This window comes from Streptomyces sp. NBC_01689 (genome assembly GCF_036250675.1).
Taxonomy (GTDB): Bacteria; Actinomycetota; Actinomycetes; order Streptomycetales; family Streptomycetaceae; genus Streptomyces.
Window position 1 is genome coordinate 6,317,296 of record NZ_CP109592.1, and the last position, 15,545, is coordinate 6,332,840.

Genomic DNA, 15,545 nt, shown 5'->3' on the forward strand with positions numbered 1-15,545 from the left:
GCACCCGGCCCGTCGCTCAGCCGCGCCTGATGGTGATCGTCGTCCAGGCGCCGACGTGCACCCGGTCCCCGTCCTGGAGCGGAACCGGCACGAAGGGCTGGATGGGCTCCTCGCCGCCGTTGACCGTGGTGCCGTTGGTCGAGTTCTGGTCGACGACCGCCCAGCTGCCGTCCGGCTGCTGGACCAGGACCGCGTGCTGGTGGGAGACGCCCGGGTCCTCCGGCGGCACCGCGAGGTCGATGTCGGGGGTGTCGCCGGTGGAGTGCCTGCGGCGGCCGATCGTCAGCTGATTGCCGGTGAGCGGGCGCTGCTGCTCCGGGGAGTACGCGGGCAGGTTCAGCCCCGCGGCCTCGGGGCCGGAGCGCTGCATCATCGCCATGAAGTAGTCGCGGTCCGGGCCGATCGTCACGGACCAGGACAGCGGCTGGCGCTGCTGCTGGTAGCCGACGCCGGGCGGGGCCTGGGTCTGGCCGGGCTGCGGGTAGCCGTAACCGCCACCCTGGCCGGGACCGCCCTGGCCGTGCCCGCCCTGACCGTGGCCGCCCTGGCCACCCGCCGGCGGGGAGATGACCCAGTCGTCGTCACCGCCGCCGAAGGACGGGCCGCCGGCTCCCGGGCCGCCGGGGCGCTGCTGCTGCCCCTGCTGGGGGAACGCGGGCGCGGCCGACTGCTGGGTGAAGGCTTGCGGGGCACCGGGGCCGCCCGGCCCCGGGCCGGGACGCGAGGGGTCGCCACCGAAGCCGCCGCCGTGACCACCAGGGCCGCCGGGACCGCCAGGGCCGCCGGAGGGGCCGGGAGGGCCGCTCTGGCGTGACGGGTCGCCGCGGAAACCGGAAGGGTCTCCCCCGTACGGCGGAATCGGTTCCGCGGGACGGTTCATCTGCGAGGGCCGTGAGCTCTGGTAGTCGAACGGGTCGTGGGCGGGCCCGCCACCGGGCCCGCCGGGCTGCCCCGGGCCCCCTTGCGGGCCGGGGCCCCCCTGCTGACCCGGGCCGGACTGCTGGAACCGCAGGGCCGGATTGGGCAGCCCGGGCGCGGGCGCCTGCGGACGCGGCGCGGCGGGGGTGTACGAGGTCGCCGTGTTCGTCAGGAAGTTCCACCGGCACTCCTCGCAGAACGGCGCGCCGCCCTCGCGGGGCGTGCGGCACTGCGGGCAGAGCTCCGGCTCGGAACCGGGCACACCGGAGAGGTGCGGGCGTCCGCCGGGACCGGGCGGCGAGCCCGGGGCCGGATAGCCGTATCCGGCGGGGGGCGGAGGCACGGCACCGGCCATGCGGTGACCGCAGACCTCGCACCAGTCGTCGGAACCCGACTGGTGTCCGTTCGGGCAGGTCGGCATGTCGGCGCTTCCCCCTCTCCTCTTCCGGTCGTTCTGACCGGGTTTCTCCGGCTCCCCGCGGGAGCCGGGCTCGCTACTTCTTTACACGAACAGTCTTTGTGGACCGGGTCTCGAGCGTCATTTCGTCGGCCTCTTCGACCTTTGCCTTCAATCGCACAGTACCTGCCGCGGCGTCGACGACGTCCACCACCTTCGCAAGCAGTTTCGCAGTATCCGCGTTGCCGGACACATTTGCGAGCTGAACGGCACGGCCCAGCTTGGCCGTTGCACCGTCCACATCTCCTGATTTGCGAAGATCCAACCCTTGTTGGATGACTTGTGCCAGTTCGGCCTGACCCGTGTAGTGCGCGACCTGCGAGTTGATCCTGGTCGAGGCCACCATGTCGTCGGTCCACACCGCCCGTACGAGACCCTGCGCGCCCAGGTTCCGCACGCTCCCGTCGGACTGCGGGATCACCAGTGAGACCCGGGCGGCCAGCATCTCCTGGCCGACCCCGGCCAGGGGGACCTCGACGCACACGTGGTAGTCGCGGGACTCGTCGCCCCAGGAACCCGTGGGATAGTCGCCGGCCCGGGGGCCCGCCTCGGTGCGCCGGCCGGTCAGCTCCGCGACGGTGGGGGCGACTTGCTTGACGAACCTGATCGTCGTCCCGACGGGGGTCCACAGCCGCAGGGCGACGTCCGCGACCTCCTTGCCCATCGCCGTCTCCATCATCTGTGTGAAGTCGGCGGACAGGGCGGCGGGGTCGGCGACGATGTCGGCGGTGCCGAGCAGCGCCGAGGCGATCCCGGTGACCTCCTTGACCTCCCAGTCGGTGCCCACTCCACGCGCGTCACACGTGAACCGCCCGGCACAGGAGTCCAGCGCGGCTTTCAGGTCCTCCGGCGACTCGTGTTCGTTGCGGCCGTCCGTGAGCAGGATGCCGTGCCGGATCGACACGTCCGCCGTGGACAGCAGCCGGTCGGCGAGACGCAGCCAGGTGCCGATCGCCGTACCGCCGCCCGCGCTGAGTCTGCGCAGCGACTGCTTGGCCTGCTCACGGGTGGTCGCGTCGGCCACCGCGAGCCGCCCGGAGCCCGGGTAGACCTCCTTGGCGACGTGGGTGCCGCCGATGACCGCGAAGTGCACGCCGTCGCGCAGGGTGTCGATCGCGGCGGCCGTGGCGTCCCGCGCGTTGCGCATCTTGGTCGGCGGGTAGTCCATCGAGCCCGAGCAGTCGACCATGACCGCCACGGCCGCGTCCGGGCTCTGTCCCGCCGTGTACAGGTGGGGCGCGCCGACCGCGGTCCCCACGGTGCCGCCTCCGGTGGCGCTCACCGTGACGATCGCGTTGACCTCACGGCCGTTCTCGGGCAGGTACTCGTTCTGGTACACGTCGACCGAGAACTGTGGCACGTTCGACTTCGAGAAATTGGCCATGCCTTCTTCGTCCCCCTCAAGGCCTCCGATGGTTGACGGAGGTGATGACTGTCCGCGGACCGGTCCCCTCCGGTCCGAGGCCGGCCCCGTTGTCGCGGTTGCCCGACGCCTGCGCGCTCTCCGGCCTCAGGCCGATCCTGCCCCCTGCGACGGCGCGGGGAACGGCACGACGGCCACTGTTACGTTGTCGTGGCCCCCGCCGTCCAGGGCGTGGCCGACCATCACCCGGGCGCTGTGCAGGGGCCGTTCGGCGGCGTCGAGGGGGACGACCTGCGCCATCTCCTCCGCCGCCTCGGCGTAGTTCCACAGTCCGTCGGTGCACACCACCACCACACCGGGCCGGTCCGGCTTGAAGGACGCGGTGTGCGGCTCCAGTTCGTACGCGTCGGCGCCGAGCCAGCCCGTGATGGCGTGAGCGCGCTCGTCGGCGTACGCCTGCGCCTCGCTCATCAGGCCCGCGGCGACCATCTGCGCGGCCCAGGAGTCGTCCTCGGTGAGCCGGGCCGGGGGCGAACTCCGGTCGAGGGGAACCCAGTAGGCACGGCTGTCGCCGACCCAGCCGACGATCAGCAGGGCGGGGGTGACGACGGCGCCGACCAGGGTGCAGGCGGGCGCGTTCTGGTGCGGGGTGTGCTCGTCGTCGGCGGGCGGCGTCCCGGCCAGGGAGTTGACGGCCTCCGCGGCGGCGACGATCGCCTCGTGCATGGCCTGCTGCGGGTGGGTGCCCAGCGGCAGGGCCGCGAGGAGCGCCTCGGCCGCCGCGTGGGAGGCGGCGAGCGAGGCCTCGTCGGGACGGGTCGCCGAGGAGACGCCGTCGCAGACGATCGCGACGACTGCGGGCGAGCCGTCGGGCAGCGCGGTCGAGGAGATCGCGAAGGCGTCCTCGTTGCGGTGATGGCGCAGACCCCGGTCGCTGACCGCGGCGACCGAGGTCAACTCCTGCTCCATGTGGTCGCGTTCGCGGGGCTGGGCGTGACCGCAGTTCTCGCAGTAGCCGTCGCCGTCGACATGGCCCGACCGGCAGGCGACGCACAGTTTGGTGCCCGCGGGGGGCGTGCCGAGGTCCGCGGTCCGCGGATCGGCCAGGTGCGCGGCGGGGGCCCCGGCCGGGGGAGCCAGCGGGTACTCGTCGGGCTCCGGCGGCCGGTCGAAGCGCACACCGGCCGGCTGGGCGCCGGTCGGCGGCGTACCGGACGGCTGCGGGGCGGCGGGCTGTGCGGCGGGCGGTGGCGGAGTGGCGGCCTGTGCGGCGGGCGGCCGGACGGCCGGGGGCCGTGCGCCCGCGGGCTCCGGGTGCCCGAGCGCGCCGCCGTTTCCGCGCACGTCGTCGTGGCCGTGCGCACTGCCGTTGCCGTGCTCGGTGCCGTGCGGGAGTTCCGAGCCGCCCGAATCGGTTCCCTGGATGTCGGTGGCCCGGTGCACGGGCGTCCCCGAGCTCGTCGGCTCGGGCGCGAGGGGCCAGTCCACGGAGGCGGAGGTGGCGGCCGCGGGCGCCGGTGCCGCCCCGCCGTTCATGGTGATCGTCGGGTGGTCCTCCGGCGGTGCGGGCACCGCCGACAGGTCGAACCCGCACGCACCGCAGAAGCGGTCACCCGCCTCCAGGGGCTCCTCGCAACTGGGGCACCGCGAAAGGGCCGTCGGCTGGGGCATCTGGGACATCAATCACACCCACGTCCGGGGGCGGTAACGGTTGGCACGTTCCACCAGGTCGATCCTCTCCTCGCCGCCCCGCGCGAGCCGGGCCAGCGTGCGGTACGAGCGCTCCAGACCGAAGCGGAGACCGCGCTCGTCCAGTTCACTGCCGAGCAGCACCCGTCCGCCGTCGGCGTGCGGGGCGGAACCCTGGCTACCGGAGAGTACCCAGTCCAGGGCGCAGCCGAGGACTTCCGTCGACAACTGCTCGCGTCGCACGGCGTCCAGACCGTATCCGTCCAGCGCCTCGACCTGGCCCGCGGCGGCGGTCAGATCGTCGAGGAACGCGGCTGCCGCCGCCTCCTCGGCCAGCCGCTGCCGCAGCCGGGCCCGTACGGCCGCGACCCGCGCCGCGGTGTAGTGGATCGACGACTCCGGTACGGACTCCAGCGTGCGGACGGAGCCACGGCGGTCGCCCGCCGCGAGCTGCACGCGCGCCAGGCCGAACGCCGAACTGACGTAGCTCGGATCGGTCGTCCACACCAGGCGGTAGTACTCGGCGGCGTTGTCCAGCTGACCCAGCACCTCCGCGCACAGGCCGAGGGCCAGCTTCGGCGCGGGCTCGCCCGGGAAGGCGTCGTAGATCGCGTCGAAGGACAGCGCCGCGACCTCGTGCTCCCCGGTCGCCAGCGCCGCGACGCCCCGGTACCAGACCACCCGCCAGTCGTCCGGATGGTCCGACTCCAGGGTCTCCAGCGCCCCGGCCGCACCGGCCAGCTCGCCCATCTCCAGCCGGGCCCGCAGCTCCCGCAGCCGCAGCTCCAGGGAGGCGGCGGGCGCCGCCCGCAGCGCGGTGATCAGCTCGGCGGGCGCGGACGCCATCAGACCCGCGAGGAAGCCCGCGTTGGGATCACCCGGGTCGACGAGCGGGACCGGCAGCGCGAGGGCCGTGGCGGTGGCGTTCAGCGGCTTGACGAGGGTCACCGGAGCGGGACCGGGAGCCGTCAGGAGCGCGGGCGTGCCGTGCGCGTCGGCCCGCGGTGCCGGCACGCCCTTTCTCCGTCTGACCGGCACCGCCCGCGCGCCCAGCCGGGACACGTCCCCGTCCAGCCTTCCGAACAGCTCCGTGTCGGTGAGCTTGAGCTCGGGCCCGAACAGGGTGGACAGCGCCGGACGGGCCCGCCCCGTCTGGAGGGACACGACCTCCCTGAGCACCCCCGTCAGCTGCTCCGCCATCTCCTGCGCCGAGGCGAACCGTCGCGCCGGGTCGGGATCGGTCGCACGGACCAGCAGCCGGTAGAACGACTCGTACTGGCGGAAGACCTCGATGGTGTCCGGGTCCGGCAGCGAGTCCACGAAGACGTTCGTGTAGCCCTGGAAGTCGAAGGTGAGGACGGCGAGCGTGCGCGCGACGGTGTACAGGTCGGAGGCGACCGACGGGCCGACCTCCGCCACCTCCGGCGCCTGGTAGCCCACCGTGCCGTAGATGGCCGACTCGTCGTCGTCCATCCTGCGCACCGCGCCCATGTCGATCAGCTTGAGCTGGTCCTCGGTCTGGATCGCGTTGTCGACCTTGAAGTCGCAGTACAGCAGATTGCGGCTGTGCAGGTGGCCGAGTGCCTCCAGCGCCTCGATGCCGTACGCGCAGGCCTGCTCGACCGGCAGCGGATCACGCTTCCCGTCCGCCGTCCGGCGCCCGTTGGCGATCTCCTTGAGGGACTTGCCGCCGACGTACTCCATCACGATGTACCCGTCCAGCGACCCGGTCCGCTGGTCCAGGTGCTCGACGAAGTTGTAGATCCGCACGATGTTGGCGTGCTCGATCTCCGCGAGGAAGCGCCGCTCGGAGATCGCCGCTTCCATCGCGTCCTGGTCGCCGGTGTCCAGCAGGCCCTTGAGGACCACCCAGCGGTCCGAGACCGCGCGGTCGACGGCGAGGTAGACCCAGCCGAGGCCGCCGTGCGCGAGGCAGCCCGCCACCTCGTACTGGCCGTGCACGATGTCGGCGGCCTGCAGCTTCGGCACGAACGAGTACGGGTGACCGCACTTGGTGCAGAACCCCTCGGTACGGCCCTTCCGCTCGCCCCGCGAACGCCCCACCGGGGCACCGCAGTCGGAGCGCGAGCAGAACCGCTTGCGCTCGGGCACCTCCGGGTTCTCCAGGACCATCGCGCGCGGGTCCGGCCGCGGCACGTCCGGGACCTGCACCAGACCGGCGCCGAGCCGGCCGCGCCCGCCGGACGCGGTCGACGAGCCGGAGCTGCGCACCGACACCGAACGGCCGGTCGACCGGCCCGACACGGAGCGCGACAGCCGGCCGGAGACCGAGCGCCGGGACTGCGAGGAGCGCGACGACGTACGGGAGCTGGCGGGCGAGCCCGAGCGCGCGCTGCGGCTGCCGGACCCGCGCGAACCCCGTCCGCCGGCCGTGATCCCGGTCGGCACCGAGCCCACCGCCCCGGTCGCCGAGACGACCGGCGCCAGACCGCACGTGTCGCAGTACAGCTCGCCGCCGCCCATGTCCTCGTACGACCCCGGACAACCGGGCCGCTGGCACGCGCGGCGTTCCTCGCCCACCGGCTCTTCACTCATACCGCATCACCTTCGACGCTCACGCCTGGGGCCCCCTTCGGTCGGTGGGCCCGCCCTGCTCCGGCACCCGCGGGCTCAACAGATCGGCCGCCGCGTGCTGATAGCGCAGCACCGCGTCCTCCGCGACCCGCAGATCGCAGGGCGCGCTCCACAGCATGCGGCGCGCCGCGTCGTAGCGCTCGACGAGGAACGGGTCCTCCGCGAGGCCGTGCCGGGCCACCTTCGCCTTGTACGCGTCGAGCCGGCCGCGCAGTTCGGCGCGGATCGCCAGCGGCGCGGTGACCGCCGTCAACGACTCGCGGGCGCGCAGCAGTTCGTCCTCGGCCTTCTCCTCCAGGGCCTCCAGAAGCGGCGACAGGCGGTGCCACTGGGCGTGCCTGCGGTACTCCGCGGCCGTCGCCAGCTGCTCCTGCAGCACCGTCGGCGGGCCGCTGACGGCCGGGACCTCGGACGCGGCGATCTTCGCGAGCACCTCACCGCGGGCGCTCCGGGCCTCCGCGAGGGTGCGGTCGGCACGGCTGAGCAGGTCGCGCAGCCGCACCAGACGTGCCTCCGCGTCCTGCCGGACGGTGAGCACCGCGTCGATCTCCCGGCGCACGTCCTCCAGGGCACGTGCCTCGCGGTCGTAGGCCGTCGTGTCCGGACGGCCGCCGCCGGGCGCCGAACTGCCCTGCGCGGGAACCCAGTAGGCGAGCGGGTCGGAGACGACGCGCTCGCGCAGGGTGGTCAGCGTCCGGGTGATCCGTTCCAGATCGTCTCCCGACGGGTGCTCGCCCGGGCGCACGCCCACGGAGTGCGCGAGCCGGCGGGTGCGCTGGAGCTCCGCGGCCAGTAAATCGATCCGGGCGGGCAGCGCGGACCAGACGGCGTCCGCGGTCACGACCATGTCGAGCGAGGCCGCGTACAGCTCGTTCATCCGCTCGACCAGGGTGGCCAGCGAGAACTGTTCGCTGAGCCGGCCCGCGCCGGACAGCGTCGGGGCGTTCGCCGTCGCGGTGGCCGAACCGGCGACCGTGACGCTCGTGCCGCGCAGCAGCTCGGTCAGTTCGACCAGGTCCTCGCGGCTCGACCAGCGCCGCCGCGAACGGATGTCACGGGCGGCGCGCAACGCGTCCGTGTACGCGTCGAAGTACGCCCACAGCAGCGTGATCGACGCGTCCGCGGTCGACCAGCGTTCCTTGGTCGTGCCTGTGAGTTCGGCGCCTTCGAGGAGTCTGCGGCCCGCGTGGTCCTGCAGGGCGAGGAGCGAGGTCTCGATGGCCTCGTGCTCCGCGCCGAGCCGCGCCAGCGCACGGTCCACCTCGTCCCGGTCCATCACCGGCCCGGGGGGTCCCGTGACGCCCATCGATCACCTCTCGCTCTCGGTCCTGTCCCGCGCGCCCGTCCGGTGCGCCGGGGTGACTCTCCAGTCGTATCAGCTCGGTCGGCCTCGCCGCTCGCGCCGAGGCGTCCGCCCGCGTCACGTCGTCGGCGGCTTCGACGACGGCGAGTCCGCGCCCAGGGTCGGCGACAGCCACTTGTCGTACGAGGCCTGCCAGCCACCGCTCTTGACGTAGTCCACCAGCACCTGGTTGACCCGGCGTACCAGATCCTCCGGGCCCCTCTTCATCGCCACGCCGTAGTACTCGGTGGTGAAGGTGCTGCCCTTCAGCTCGACCGTCGGATCCTGCGCGGCCTGGCTCGCGGCGAGCGCGCCGTCCGTCACCACGGCGTCGACCTGACCGAGCTGCAGCCTTACCAGGCAGTCGAGTTGGTTGGGCACGGTGGTGGAGATGTCCGCCGAGGAGACGAGCCTGCCCGCCTTCTGGTCGGCGGCCAGCTTGTCGTGGGCGGTGGACCCCGACGCCGTGCAGATCCGCTGCTTCGCCAGCGACTTGTCGTAGCCGTCGATGCCCGAGGCCTTCGGCGCCAGTACCTGCTGGCCGGTCACGAAGTACGGGTCGGAGAACGCGACGTCCTTCAGCCGGTCGCAGGTGATCGTCATGGTGCGGACCACCATGTCGACCTGGCCGTTCTGGATCGCCGGGACCCGCTGGTTGGTCGGGATGGCGTGGAACCGGACGGCGGTGGGGCTGCCGAGGATCTCCTTGGCGATCTCGTGCGCGAGATCGATGTCGAAGCCCTCCAGGTCGCTGCTCTTCTTGGTGCTGTTGGGATCGCGGTAGCCCCAGCGGTAGCTGTTCTGGTCGACGCCGACCGACAGGTAGCCGCGCGCCTTGATGGCCGCGATCGTGTCGCCGCTCTCGTCGCCGGACGGGTCGGGGCTGCGGTCCTGGGCGGTGTCGTCGGTGCACGAGCCGGCCTTCGCCTGCGTGCCCCGGGCCACGCCCTGGCCGCCGAGACCCGGACCGCCCTCCCCGTGGGCGCTGCTCAGCGACAGCAGCAGGGCGAAGACGGCGGTGAGGGCCAGGGCGACGGCCATCGCTCCCACGCCGCCCCAGCCCCGCAGGCTCGCCCTCAGGCGCCGTACGGTCATCGCCGATCCCCCTTTCACCGGTACTCCGAAAGCCTGCGCCCGATGCCCAGCAGCGCGCCCGCGGCGGCCAGCACCGCGAGGGCCGCGGCACCGGCCGGCAGACCGGTCATCGCGCCCAGGCCGTCGCTCGCGGCCCGCTTGAACTCGTCCTGCTCGTGCGTCAGCGCCAGTGCCAGATTGGTGTCGACCCCGTCGAAGCACTCACCCGTCGCGCCCTTGGCCCCTATCACCTTGTCCAGCGCGCCCTGGTAGTTGCCGTCGTCGTCGGCCTTGCGGGCGTCCAGGTGACGGGCCTTCCACACCTTCATGTTGCCGGTCGCCGCGGTCACCGGGCTCGCGCCCGCCTTGTCGTCGGCGAGGTCCGCCGCCAGGGCGAGACCCTTGGTGAGGCTCTTCATGTCCTGCTGGAATTCGTAGTCGTAGCGGTCCACGACCTCGGTGGCCGACACCTTCTTGGTCTCCGCGCCGCGGCTGACAAGCGTCAGGTTCTCGTTGCCCCGGGCGTTCAGCGACGCGATCCGGGCGTCGTGCAGCACGTTCAGCGAACGGACGCCGTGGTCGTACGAGGCGTTCAGCTCGGAGCGGGCCACGGTGTGGCCGACCACGAGCCAGAGGAGGACGACCGTCGAGGCGGCGGTGGCGGCGACCATGCCCTGGTTCAGCACCCGGTTGGTGTGCCGGTACTGGCGGTGCTGGGCCCAGGCGAGTCCCGCGAGCACCAGCAGGCCGAGGCCGATGGCCGCCCACGGGTAGGGCTTGGCGTCCGCGTAGTCGGCGCCCAGCCGCTTGTTCTCCCGCTCGTAGAGATCCTTGGCGGCCGGGAGCATCTCGCCCTGCATCTTCTCGTTCGCGTACCGGAGATAGGCACCGCCCAGCGGGTAGCCCAGGCGGTTGTTGGCGCGGGCCCGTTCGACCAGGCCCTTGTACTCCGGCAGCAGTTGGTTGAGCTTCGTGATGGTGTGCGCGGAGGGAGAGCCGGGGTCGGAGCTGGCCGCCGCGGTGACCAGGCCCTGGGCCGCCGTCCTGATGTCCTTCTCGTACAGGTCGCGGGTGGCCGCGGTCTCCTGGCCGCCCGCCAGGAAGCCGCTGGAGGCGGCGGTGTTGGCGTCGGCGAGCGAACGGTAGATGTCCGCGGCGCCGGCGCTCAGCGGCTGGCTGCTGTGCAGCACGTCGTCCGCCGCCGCCGAGCGCTCCGTCGTCTGCCACGCGGTGACCGCGCCGAACGCGACGACCAGCAGGGCGAGTACGGCGCCGATGATGCGGAGCCGGCCCGGCTCCGTCGTCGCCGCGGCGCGGAGCCGGTCGACGCCCTCCGCCCAGGCGGTGCGGCGCGCGGGCAGGGTGTCCGGTGCCGTCGCCGGAGGGCGGCCGGGCGCGGGGGAGCCGGGCTGCGGCGGGACGGCCGGTGTCGTGGCCGCGACTGTGGGCCGTGGTGGTGCCGTGCTGCCTTGCGGCGGGTGTGTCACTTGACCTCCCCCATGGTCATCCGTCGGTCACCGGTCCCCGCGGGCGCGGGAGCGCGAGGGGAGGTGCACGGCCGCAAGTATCGCCGCCGGGGCCGACATCCGCACAGGCCTTGACTGGATCTTGTTCGGATTCCGACGGTGGCGCTTCGCGGTCTCCCCCTGACCATGAATACGCGTTCGGTATCCGTTCGGTTCCCTCGCCCCCGCCGCCCCTACCCGACCCGTCCCGCACCTGGGGCTTCCGCCCCCGGACCCCCGCCAAGGGGCTGCCGCCCCCTGGACCCCCGCATCGCCCGGAGGGCTCGTCCTCAAACGCCGGACGGGCTGGAGATGCGCGCCCACGCCGGAAAGATCACCTCCGCGCACAAGCCCTTCGGCTCCGGCCGGCACCATCAGCCCGTCCGGCGCTTGAGGACGAGGCCGTCCAGGGGGAACGGGGGTCTGGGGGCGGAGCCCCCGGTGGGGGGTGACCTCAGGAACCCTCGTAGAAGCGCCGTACGCGCGCCCGCGCCGCGTCCCCCGCCCCGATGTGGTCCAGTGCCAGCAGCGCGGCGCCCAGCACGGGGCGGGCGGTGACCACTTGGGGGACGGCCTTGGGGACGCGCTCGGCGAGCAGTTCGCGGATGCGGTCGTCGAGTTGGGGGTGGCGGGCGGCGAGGATGCTGCCGCCGAGCAGGACGGGAGCCTCCTCGTCCATGAGGTCGAGCCGGGCCAGCGCGACCGTCGCCATCGCGACGACCTCGTCGGCGAGCCGGTCGACGAGGGCGCGCGCCACCGGATCCCCGTCCACGGCCGTGGCGAACAGCACCGGCGTCAGCTCGTGCCGCCGTGCCTGCCCGATGTGCTCCAGATGCAGCGCCTCGATCAGCGCGTACATGGAGTCGAGCCCGAAGTGGCCGGGCAGCGTGCGGGTCAGCGCCGTCGGGCCGCCCCGTCCGTCCTCGGCCCGTGCGGCGTGCCACAGGGCCTCCTCCGCGAGGCCCCAGCCACCGCCCCAGTCACCGGAGATGCGGCCGAGCGCCGGGAAGCGGGCGGTGCGGCCGTCGGGCAGCATGCCGACGCAGTTGATGCCGGCGCCGCACACCACGGCGACCCCGCGCGGCTCCGCTATCCCGGCCCGCAGGATCGCGAACGTGTCGTTGCGCACGTCCACCCCGCCGCCCCAGCCCCGCGCCCGCAGCGCGTCCGCCAACTGCGCCTCCTCCACGGGGAGATCGGCGTTGGCCAGGCATGCCGAGACATGGGTGACCGAGTCGGTCCCGGCCTCCGCGAAGGCCCGGCCGACCGCGTCGGCGAGCGCGTCCACGGCCACGTCGACACCGACCGTCGGCGGCCGGAAGCCGCCACCGCGCGCGGTGGCGAGCACCGTGCCGTCGGCCGCGACCACCGCGACGTCGGTCTTGCTGTTCCCCGCGTCGATGGCGAGCACCGGACCCGCGGGGCCGGACCCGGAGGCCGTCCCGGCTCCGGATCCCGATGAGGTCATGCCCACGCGAGGTGCTCCCGGTTGTGCGCGATCAGCTGGTCGGTCAGGGCTTCGGCGTACGCGTACTGGCCGACCAGGGGGTGGCTGAGGAGGGCCCGGAAGACCCGGTCGCGGCCGCCCCGCAGGGCCGCCTCCAGCGCCAGGTCCTCGTAGGCGGTGACGCTCGCCATCAGCCCGGCGTACAGCGGGTCCACGGGCTGCACCGGCAGGGGCGTCGGACCGTGCGGGCCCACCGCCGCCTGCACCTCGATCACGGCGTCGTCCGGCAGGAACGGCAGGGTGCCCTTGTTGTACGTGTTCACCACCTGGTAGGGGCTGCCGCCTCCGCCGAGCAGCGCGGCGGCGAGATCGACGGCCGCCTCCGAGTAGTAGGCGCCGCCCCGCTTGGCGAGCAGCGCGGGCTTCTCGTCGAGGGCCGGGTCGCCGTACATCTTCAGCAGTTCCCGTTCCATCTCGGCGACCTCGGCGGCCCGGGACGGCTTGGTGCGCAGCTCCCGTACGACCTCGTCGTGGGCGTAGAAGTAGCGCAGGTAGTAGGACGGGACGACGCCCAGCCGGTCGAGGACGGCGCGCGGCAGACGGAGCTCGTCGGCGAGGGAGTCGCCGTGCTCGGCGAGCAGCTTCGGCAGCGCGTTGTCACCCTCGGGGCCGCCCAGCCGTACGCCGGTCTCCCAGGTGAGGTGGTTGAGGCCCACGTGGTCCAGGTGGACGTCCGCGGGCGCGACCCCGAGCAGGCCGGCGAACCTGCGCTGGAACCCGATCGCCACGTTGCACAGTCCGACGGCCCGGTGTCCGGCCTGGAGCAGGGCGCGGGTGACGATCCCGACCGGGTTGGTGAAGTCGATGATCCAGGCGTCCGGGTTGGCGCGGCGGACGCGCTCGGCGATGTCCAGCACCACCGGCACCGTGCGCAGCGCCTTGGCCAGGCCGCCCGCGCCGGTCGTCTCCTGGCCGACGCAGCCGCACTCCAGGGGCCAGGTCTCGTCCTGCTCGCGGGCGGCCTGGCCGCCGACGCGCAGCTGGAGCAGGACGGCGTCGGCGCCCTCGACGCCCGCGTCCAGGTCGTCGGTGGTGACGATCCGGCCGGGGTGCCCCTGCTTGGCGAAGATGCGCCGGGCGAGTCCGCCCACCAGCTCCAGCCGTTCGGGGGCCGGATCGACGAGGACCAGCTCCTCGACCGGCAGGGTGTCCCGCAACCGGGCGAAGCCGTCGATGAGTTCAGGGGTGTAGGTGGAGCCCCCGCCCACTACTGCCAGTTTCATAGTCAGCCCTTCACTCCGGTGAGCGTGACGCCCTCGACGAACGCCTTCTGTGCGAAGAAGAACACGAGGATCACGGGGGCCATGACCAGTACGGTCGCGGCCATGGTGAGATTCCAGTCGGTGTGGTGCGCGCCCTTGAACGACTCCAGGCCGTAGGACAGGGTCCAGGCGCCGGGGTTCTCGGAGGCGTAGATCTGCGGCCCGAAGTAGTCGTTCCAGGCGTAGAAGAACTGGAACAGGGCCACGGCGGCGATCCCGGGCCGCGCCATCGGCAGGACGACCCTCAGCAGGGTCCGCAGGTCCCCGCAGCCGTCGACCTTCGCCGCGTCGAGGTACTCGTTCGGGATGGTCATCAGGAACTGCCGCAGCAGGAAGATGGAGAAGGCGTCGCCGAACGCCATCGGGATGATCAGGGGCCAGAGGGTCCCGGACAGGTCCAGCTGCTTCGCCCAGAACAGGTACATCGGGATGATGACGACCTGGGGCGGAAGCATCATCATCGAGATGACCAGCATCAGCGACAGGTTCCGGCCGCGGAAGCGGAACTTGGCGAGCGCGTAGGCGACGGGGATCGACGAGACGACCGTCAGGACGGTGCCGGCGCCGGCGTACAGCAGGGTGTTCTTCCACCAGGTGAGGAAGCCGGGGGTGTCGAAGACCTTCCGGTAGTTGCCCCATTCCCAGGTGTGCGGGATCAGGTCGCGGCTGAGCGCCTGGGTGTCGCTCATCAGCGAGGTGAGGAAGACGAACACGAAGGGGAGGACGAAGAAGAGGGCGGCGGCGACACCGAGCGCGTGGACCGCGATCCACTCCAGGAGCGTCCTGCGGCGGGCGGTGCGTTCGGCGGGGGAGAGGGTCCGCGCCGGCGGCGGTGCCGGCCGGTCGAGCACACCGGACACCTGAGGTGCTTGGGTCATGGTCAGTCACCTGCCTGGATGAGACCGCCCCGGCGCCGCATCAGGAACGCGGTGAACACCATGGACAGGGCGAACAGCACGAGCGCGACCACACAGGCGGAGCCGTAGTCGAAGCGCTGGAAGCCGAGGTTGTAGACGAGCTGGGGCAGGGTGAGCGTCGACTTGTCGGGGTAGCCGGGTTCGAACTGCGTGCCGGCGCCCTGGATGACGCCCGAGGCGACCTTCCCGGCGATGAGGGGTTGCGTGTAGTACTGCATGGTCTGGATCACGCCGGTGACCACCGCGAACATCACGATCGGCGAGATGTTCGGCAGCGTCACGAAGCGGAACCGCTGCCAGGCCGACGCGCCGTCGAGTTCCGCCGCCTCGTACTGCTCGGTCGGTACGTCGAGCAGCGCGGCCATGAAGATGACCATGAGGTCGCCGATGCCCCACAGGGCGAGCAGGGTCAGGGCCGGCTTGGACCAGCTGGGGTCGTTGAACCAGCCGGGGGCCGGGATGCCGACCTTCTCCAGGATCGAGTTGACCGGCCCCGTACCGGGGTTGAGGAGGAAGGCGAAGGCCATCGTGGCGGCGACGGGCGGTGCGAGGTAGGGCAGGTAGAAGAGGGTGCGGAAGATCCCCGTGGCCGTCTTGATCTTCGTGATGAGCAGTCCGACGCCGAGTCCGAAGACGACGCGCAGGGTCACCATGACCAGGACCAGCCAGAGGGTGTTGCGCAGCGCGGGCCAGAACAGCGGGTAGTGCCGGAAGACGTAGGACCAGTTCTTGGTGCCGCTCCACGTCGGCGGTTTGAAGCCGTCGTAGTGCATGAACGAGAAGTAGACGGTCGAGAGCAGCGGATAGGCGAAGAAGACCGCGAAGCCGATCAGCCAGGGCGACATGAAGGCGGCTGTTCTCAGGGCCGCCCGGCGTCGCTTGGCGCGCAGGGTGTAGGTGGCGCTCATGTCCGTGC

11 protein-coding genes are annotated in these 15,545 nt (G+C 72.6%); all 11 read right to left on the reverse strand.

Annotated features, from left to right (window positions below; genetic code table 11):
- Positions 1–16: 16 nt before the first annotated feature.
- The 11 genes from OG776_RS26935 to OG776_RS26985 all read right to left on the reverse strand — a co-directional run bounded on the left by OG776_RS26935 (position 17) and on the right by OG776_RS26985 (position 15,537).
- Entirely contained in the window at positions 17–1,339 is a 1,323-nt protein-coding gene (locus tag OG776_RS26935) for an FHA domain-containing protein (protein WP_148014017.1), read from the reverse strand.
- Between the two features lie 73 nt (positions 1,340–1,412).
- Positions 1,413–2,759 carry a vWA domain-containing protein gene (locus OG776_RS26940; RefSeq protein WP_148014016.1) on the reverse strand — a complete coding sequence of 449 codons (1,347 nt, stop codon included), beginning with the start codon at positions 2,757–2,759 and terminating at the stop codon, positions 1,413–1,415.
- A 126-nt stretch (positions 2,760–2,885) separates the two neighbouring features.
- Positions 2,886–4,418, reverse strand: coding sequence for a protein phosphatase 2C domain-containing protein (locus OG776_RS26945; RefSeq protein WP_329322662.1), 1,533 nt, complete (start codon positions 4,416–4,418; stop codon positions 2,886–2,888).
- Positions 4,419–4,421: 3 nt separating this feature from the next.
- A complete protein-coding gene (locus tag OG776_RS26950) occupies positions 4,422–6,983 on the reverse strand; it encodes a serine/threonine-protein kinase (protein WP_148014014.1) in 2,562 nt (853 codons plus the stop codon).
- A gap of 19 nt (positions 6,984–7,002) precedes the next feature.
- On the reverse strand, positions 7,003–8,328 hold the full coding sequence (locus OG776_RS26955) for a hypothetical protein (RefSeq protein WP_148014013.1): 1,326 nt from the start codon (positions 8,326–8,328) through the stop codon (positions 7,003–7,005).
- Between the two features lie 114 nt (positions 8,329–8,442).
- A complete protein-coding gene (locus tag OG776_RS26960; RefSeq protein WP_148014012.1) occupies positions 8,443–9,459 on the reverse strand; it encodes a glutamate ABC transporter substrate-binding protein in 1,017 nt (338 codons plus the stop codon).
- Positions 9,460–9,473: 14 nt separating this feature from the next.
- The gene (locus tag OG776_RS26965; protein ID WP_148014011.1) at positions 9,474–10,925 is read right to left on the reverse strand and encodes a hypothetical protein; all 1,452 of its coding nucleotides are present in this window, start codon (positions 10,923–10,925) and stop codon (positions 9,474–9,476) included.
- Between the two features lie 472 nt (positions 10,926–11,397).
- Entirely contained in the window at positions 11,398–12,411 is a 1,014-nt protein-coding gene (locus OG776_RS26970; RefSeq protein WP_329322663.1) for an N-acetylglucosamine kinase, read from the reverse strand.
- Positions 12,408–13,673 (reverse strand): 6-phospho-beta-glucosidase, encoded by a 1,266-nt coding sequence (locus tag OG776_RS26975; protein ID WP_329322664.1) that lies wholly within the window; start codon positions 13,671–13,673, stop codon positions 12,408–12,410. Before OG776_RS26975 ends, OG776_RS26970 begins: the two co-directional genes overlap by 4 nt.
- Before the next feature lie 2 nt (positions 13,674–13,675).
- Positions 13,676–14,572, reverse strand: coding sequence for a carbohydrate ABC transporter permease (locus OG776_RS26980; RefSeq protein WP_148014151.1), 897 nt, complete (start codon positions 14,570–14,572; stop codon positions 13,676–13,678).
- Between the two features lie 20 nt (positions 14,573–14,592).
- On the reverse strand, positions 14,593–15,537 hold the full coding sequence (locus OG776_RS26985; protein WP_148014009.1) for a carbohydrate ABC transporter permease: 945 nt from the start codon (positions 15,535–15,537) through the stop codon (positions 14,593–14,595).
- Positions 15,538–15,545: the final 8 nt, after the last annotated feature.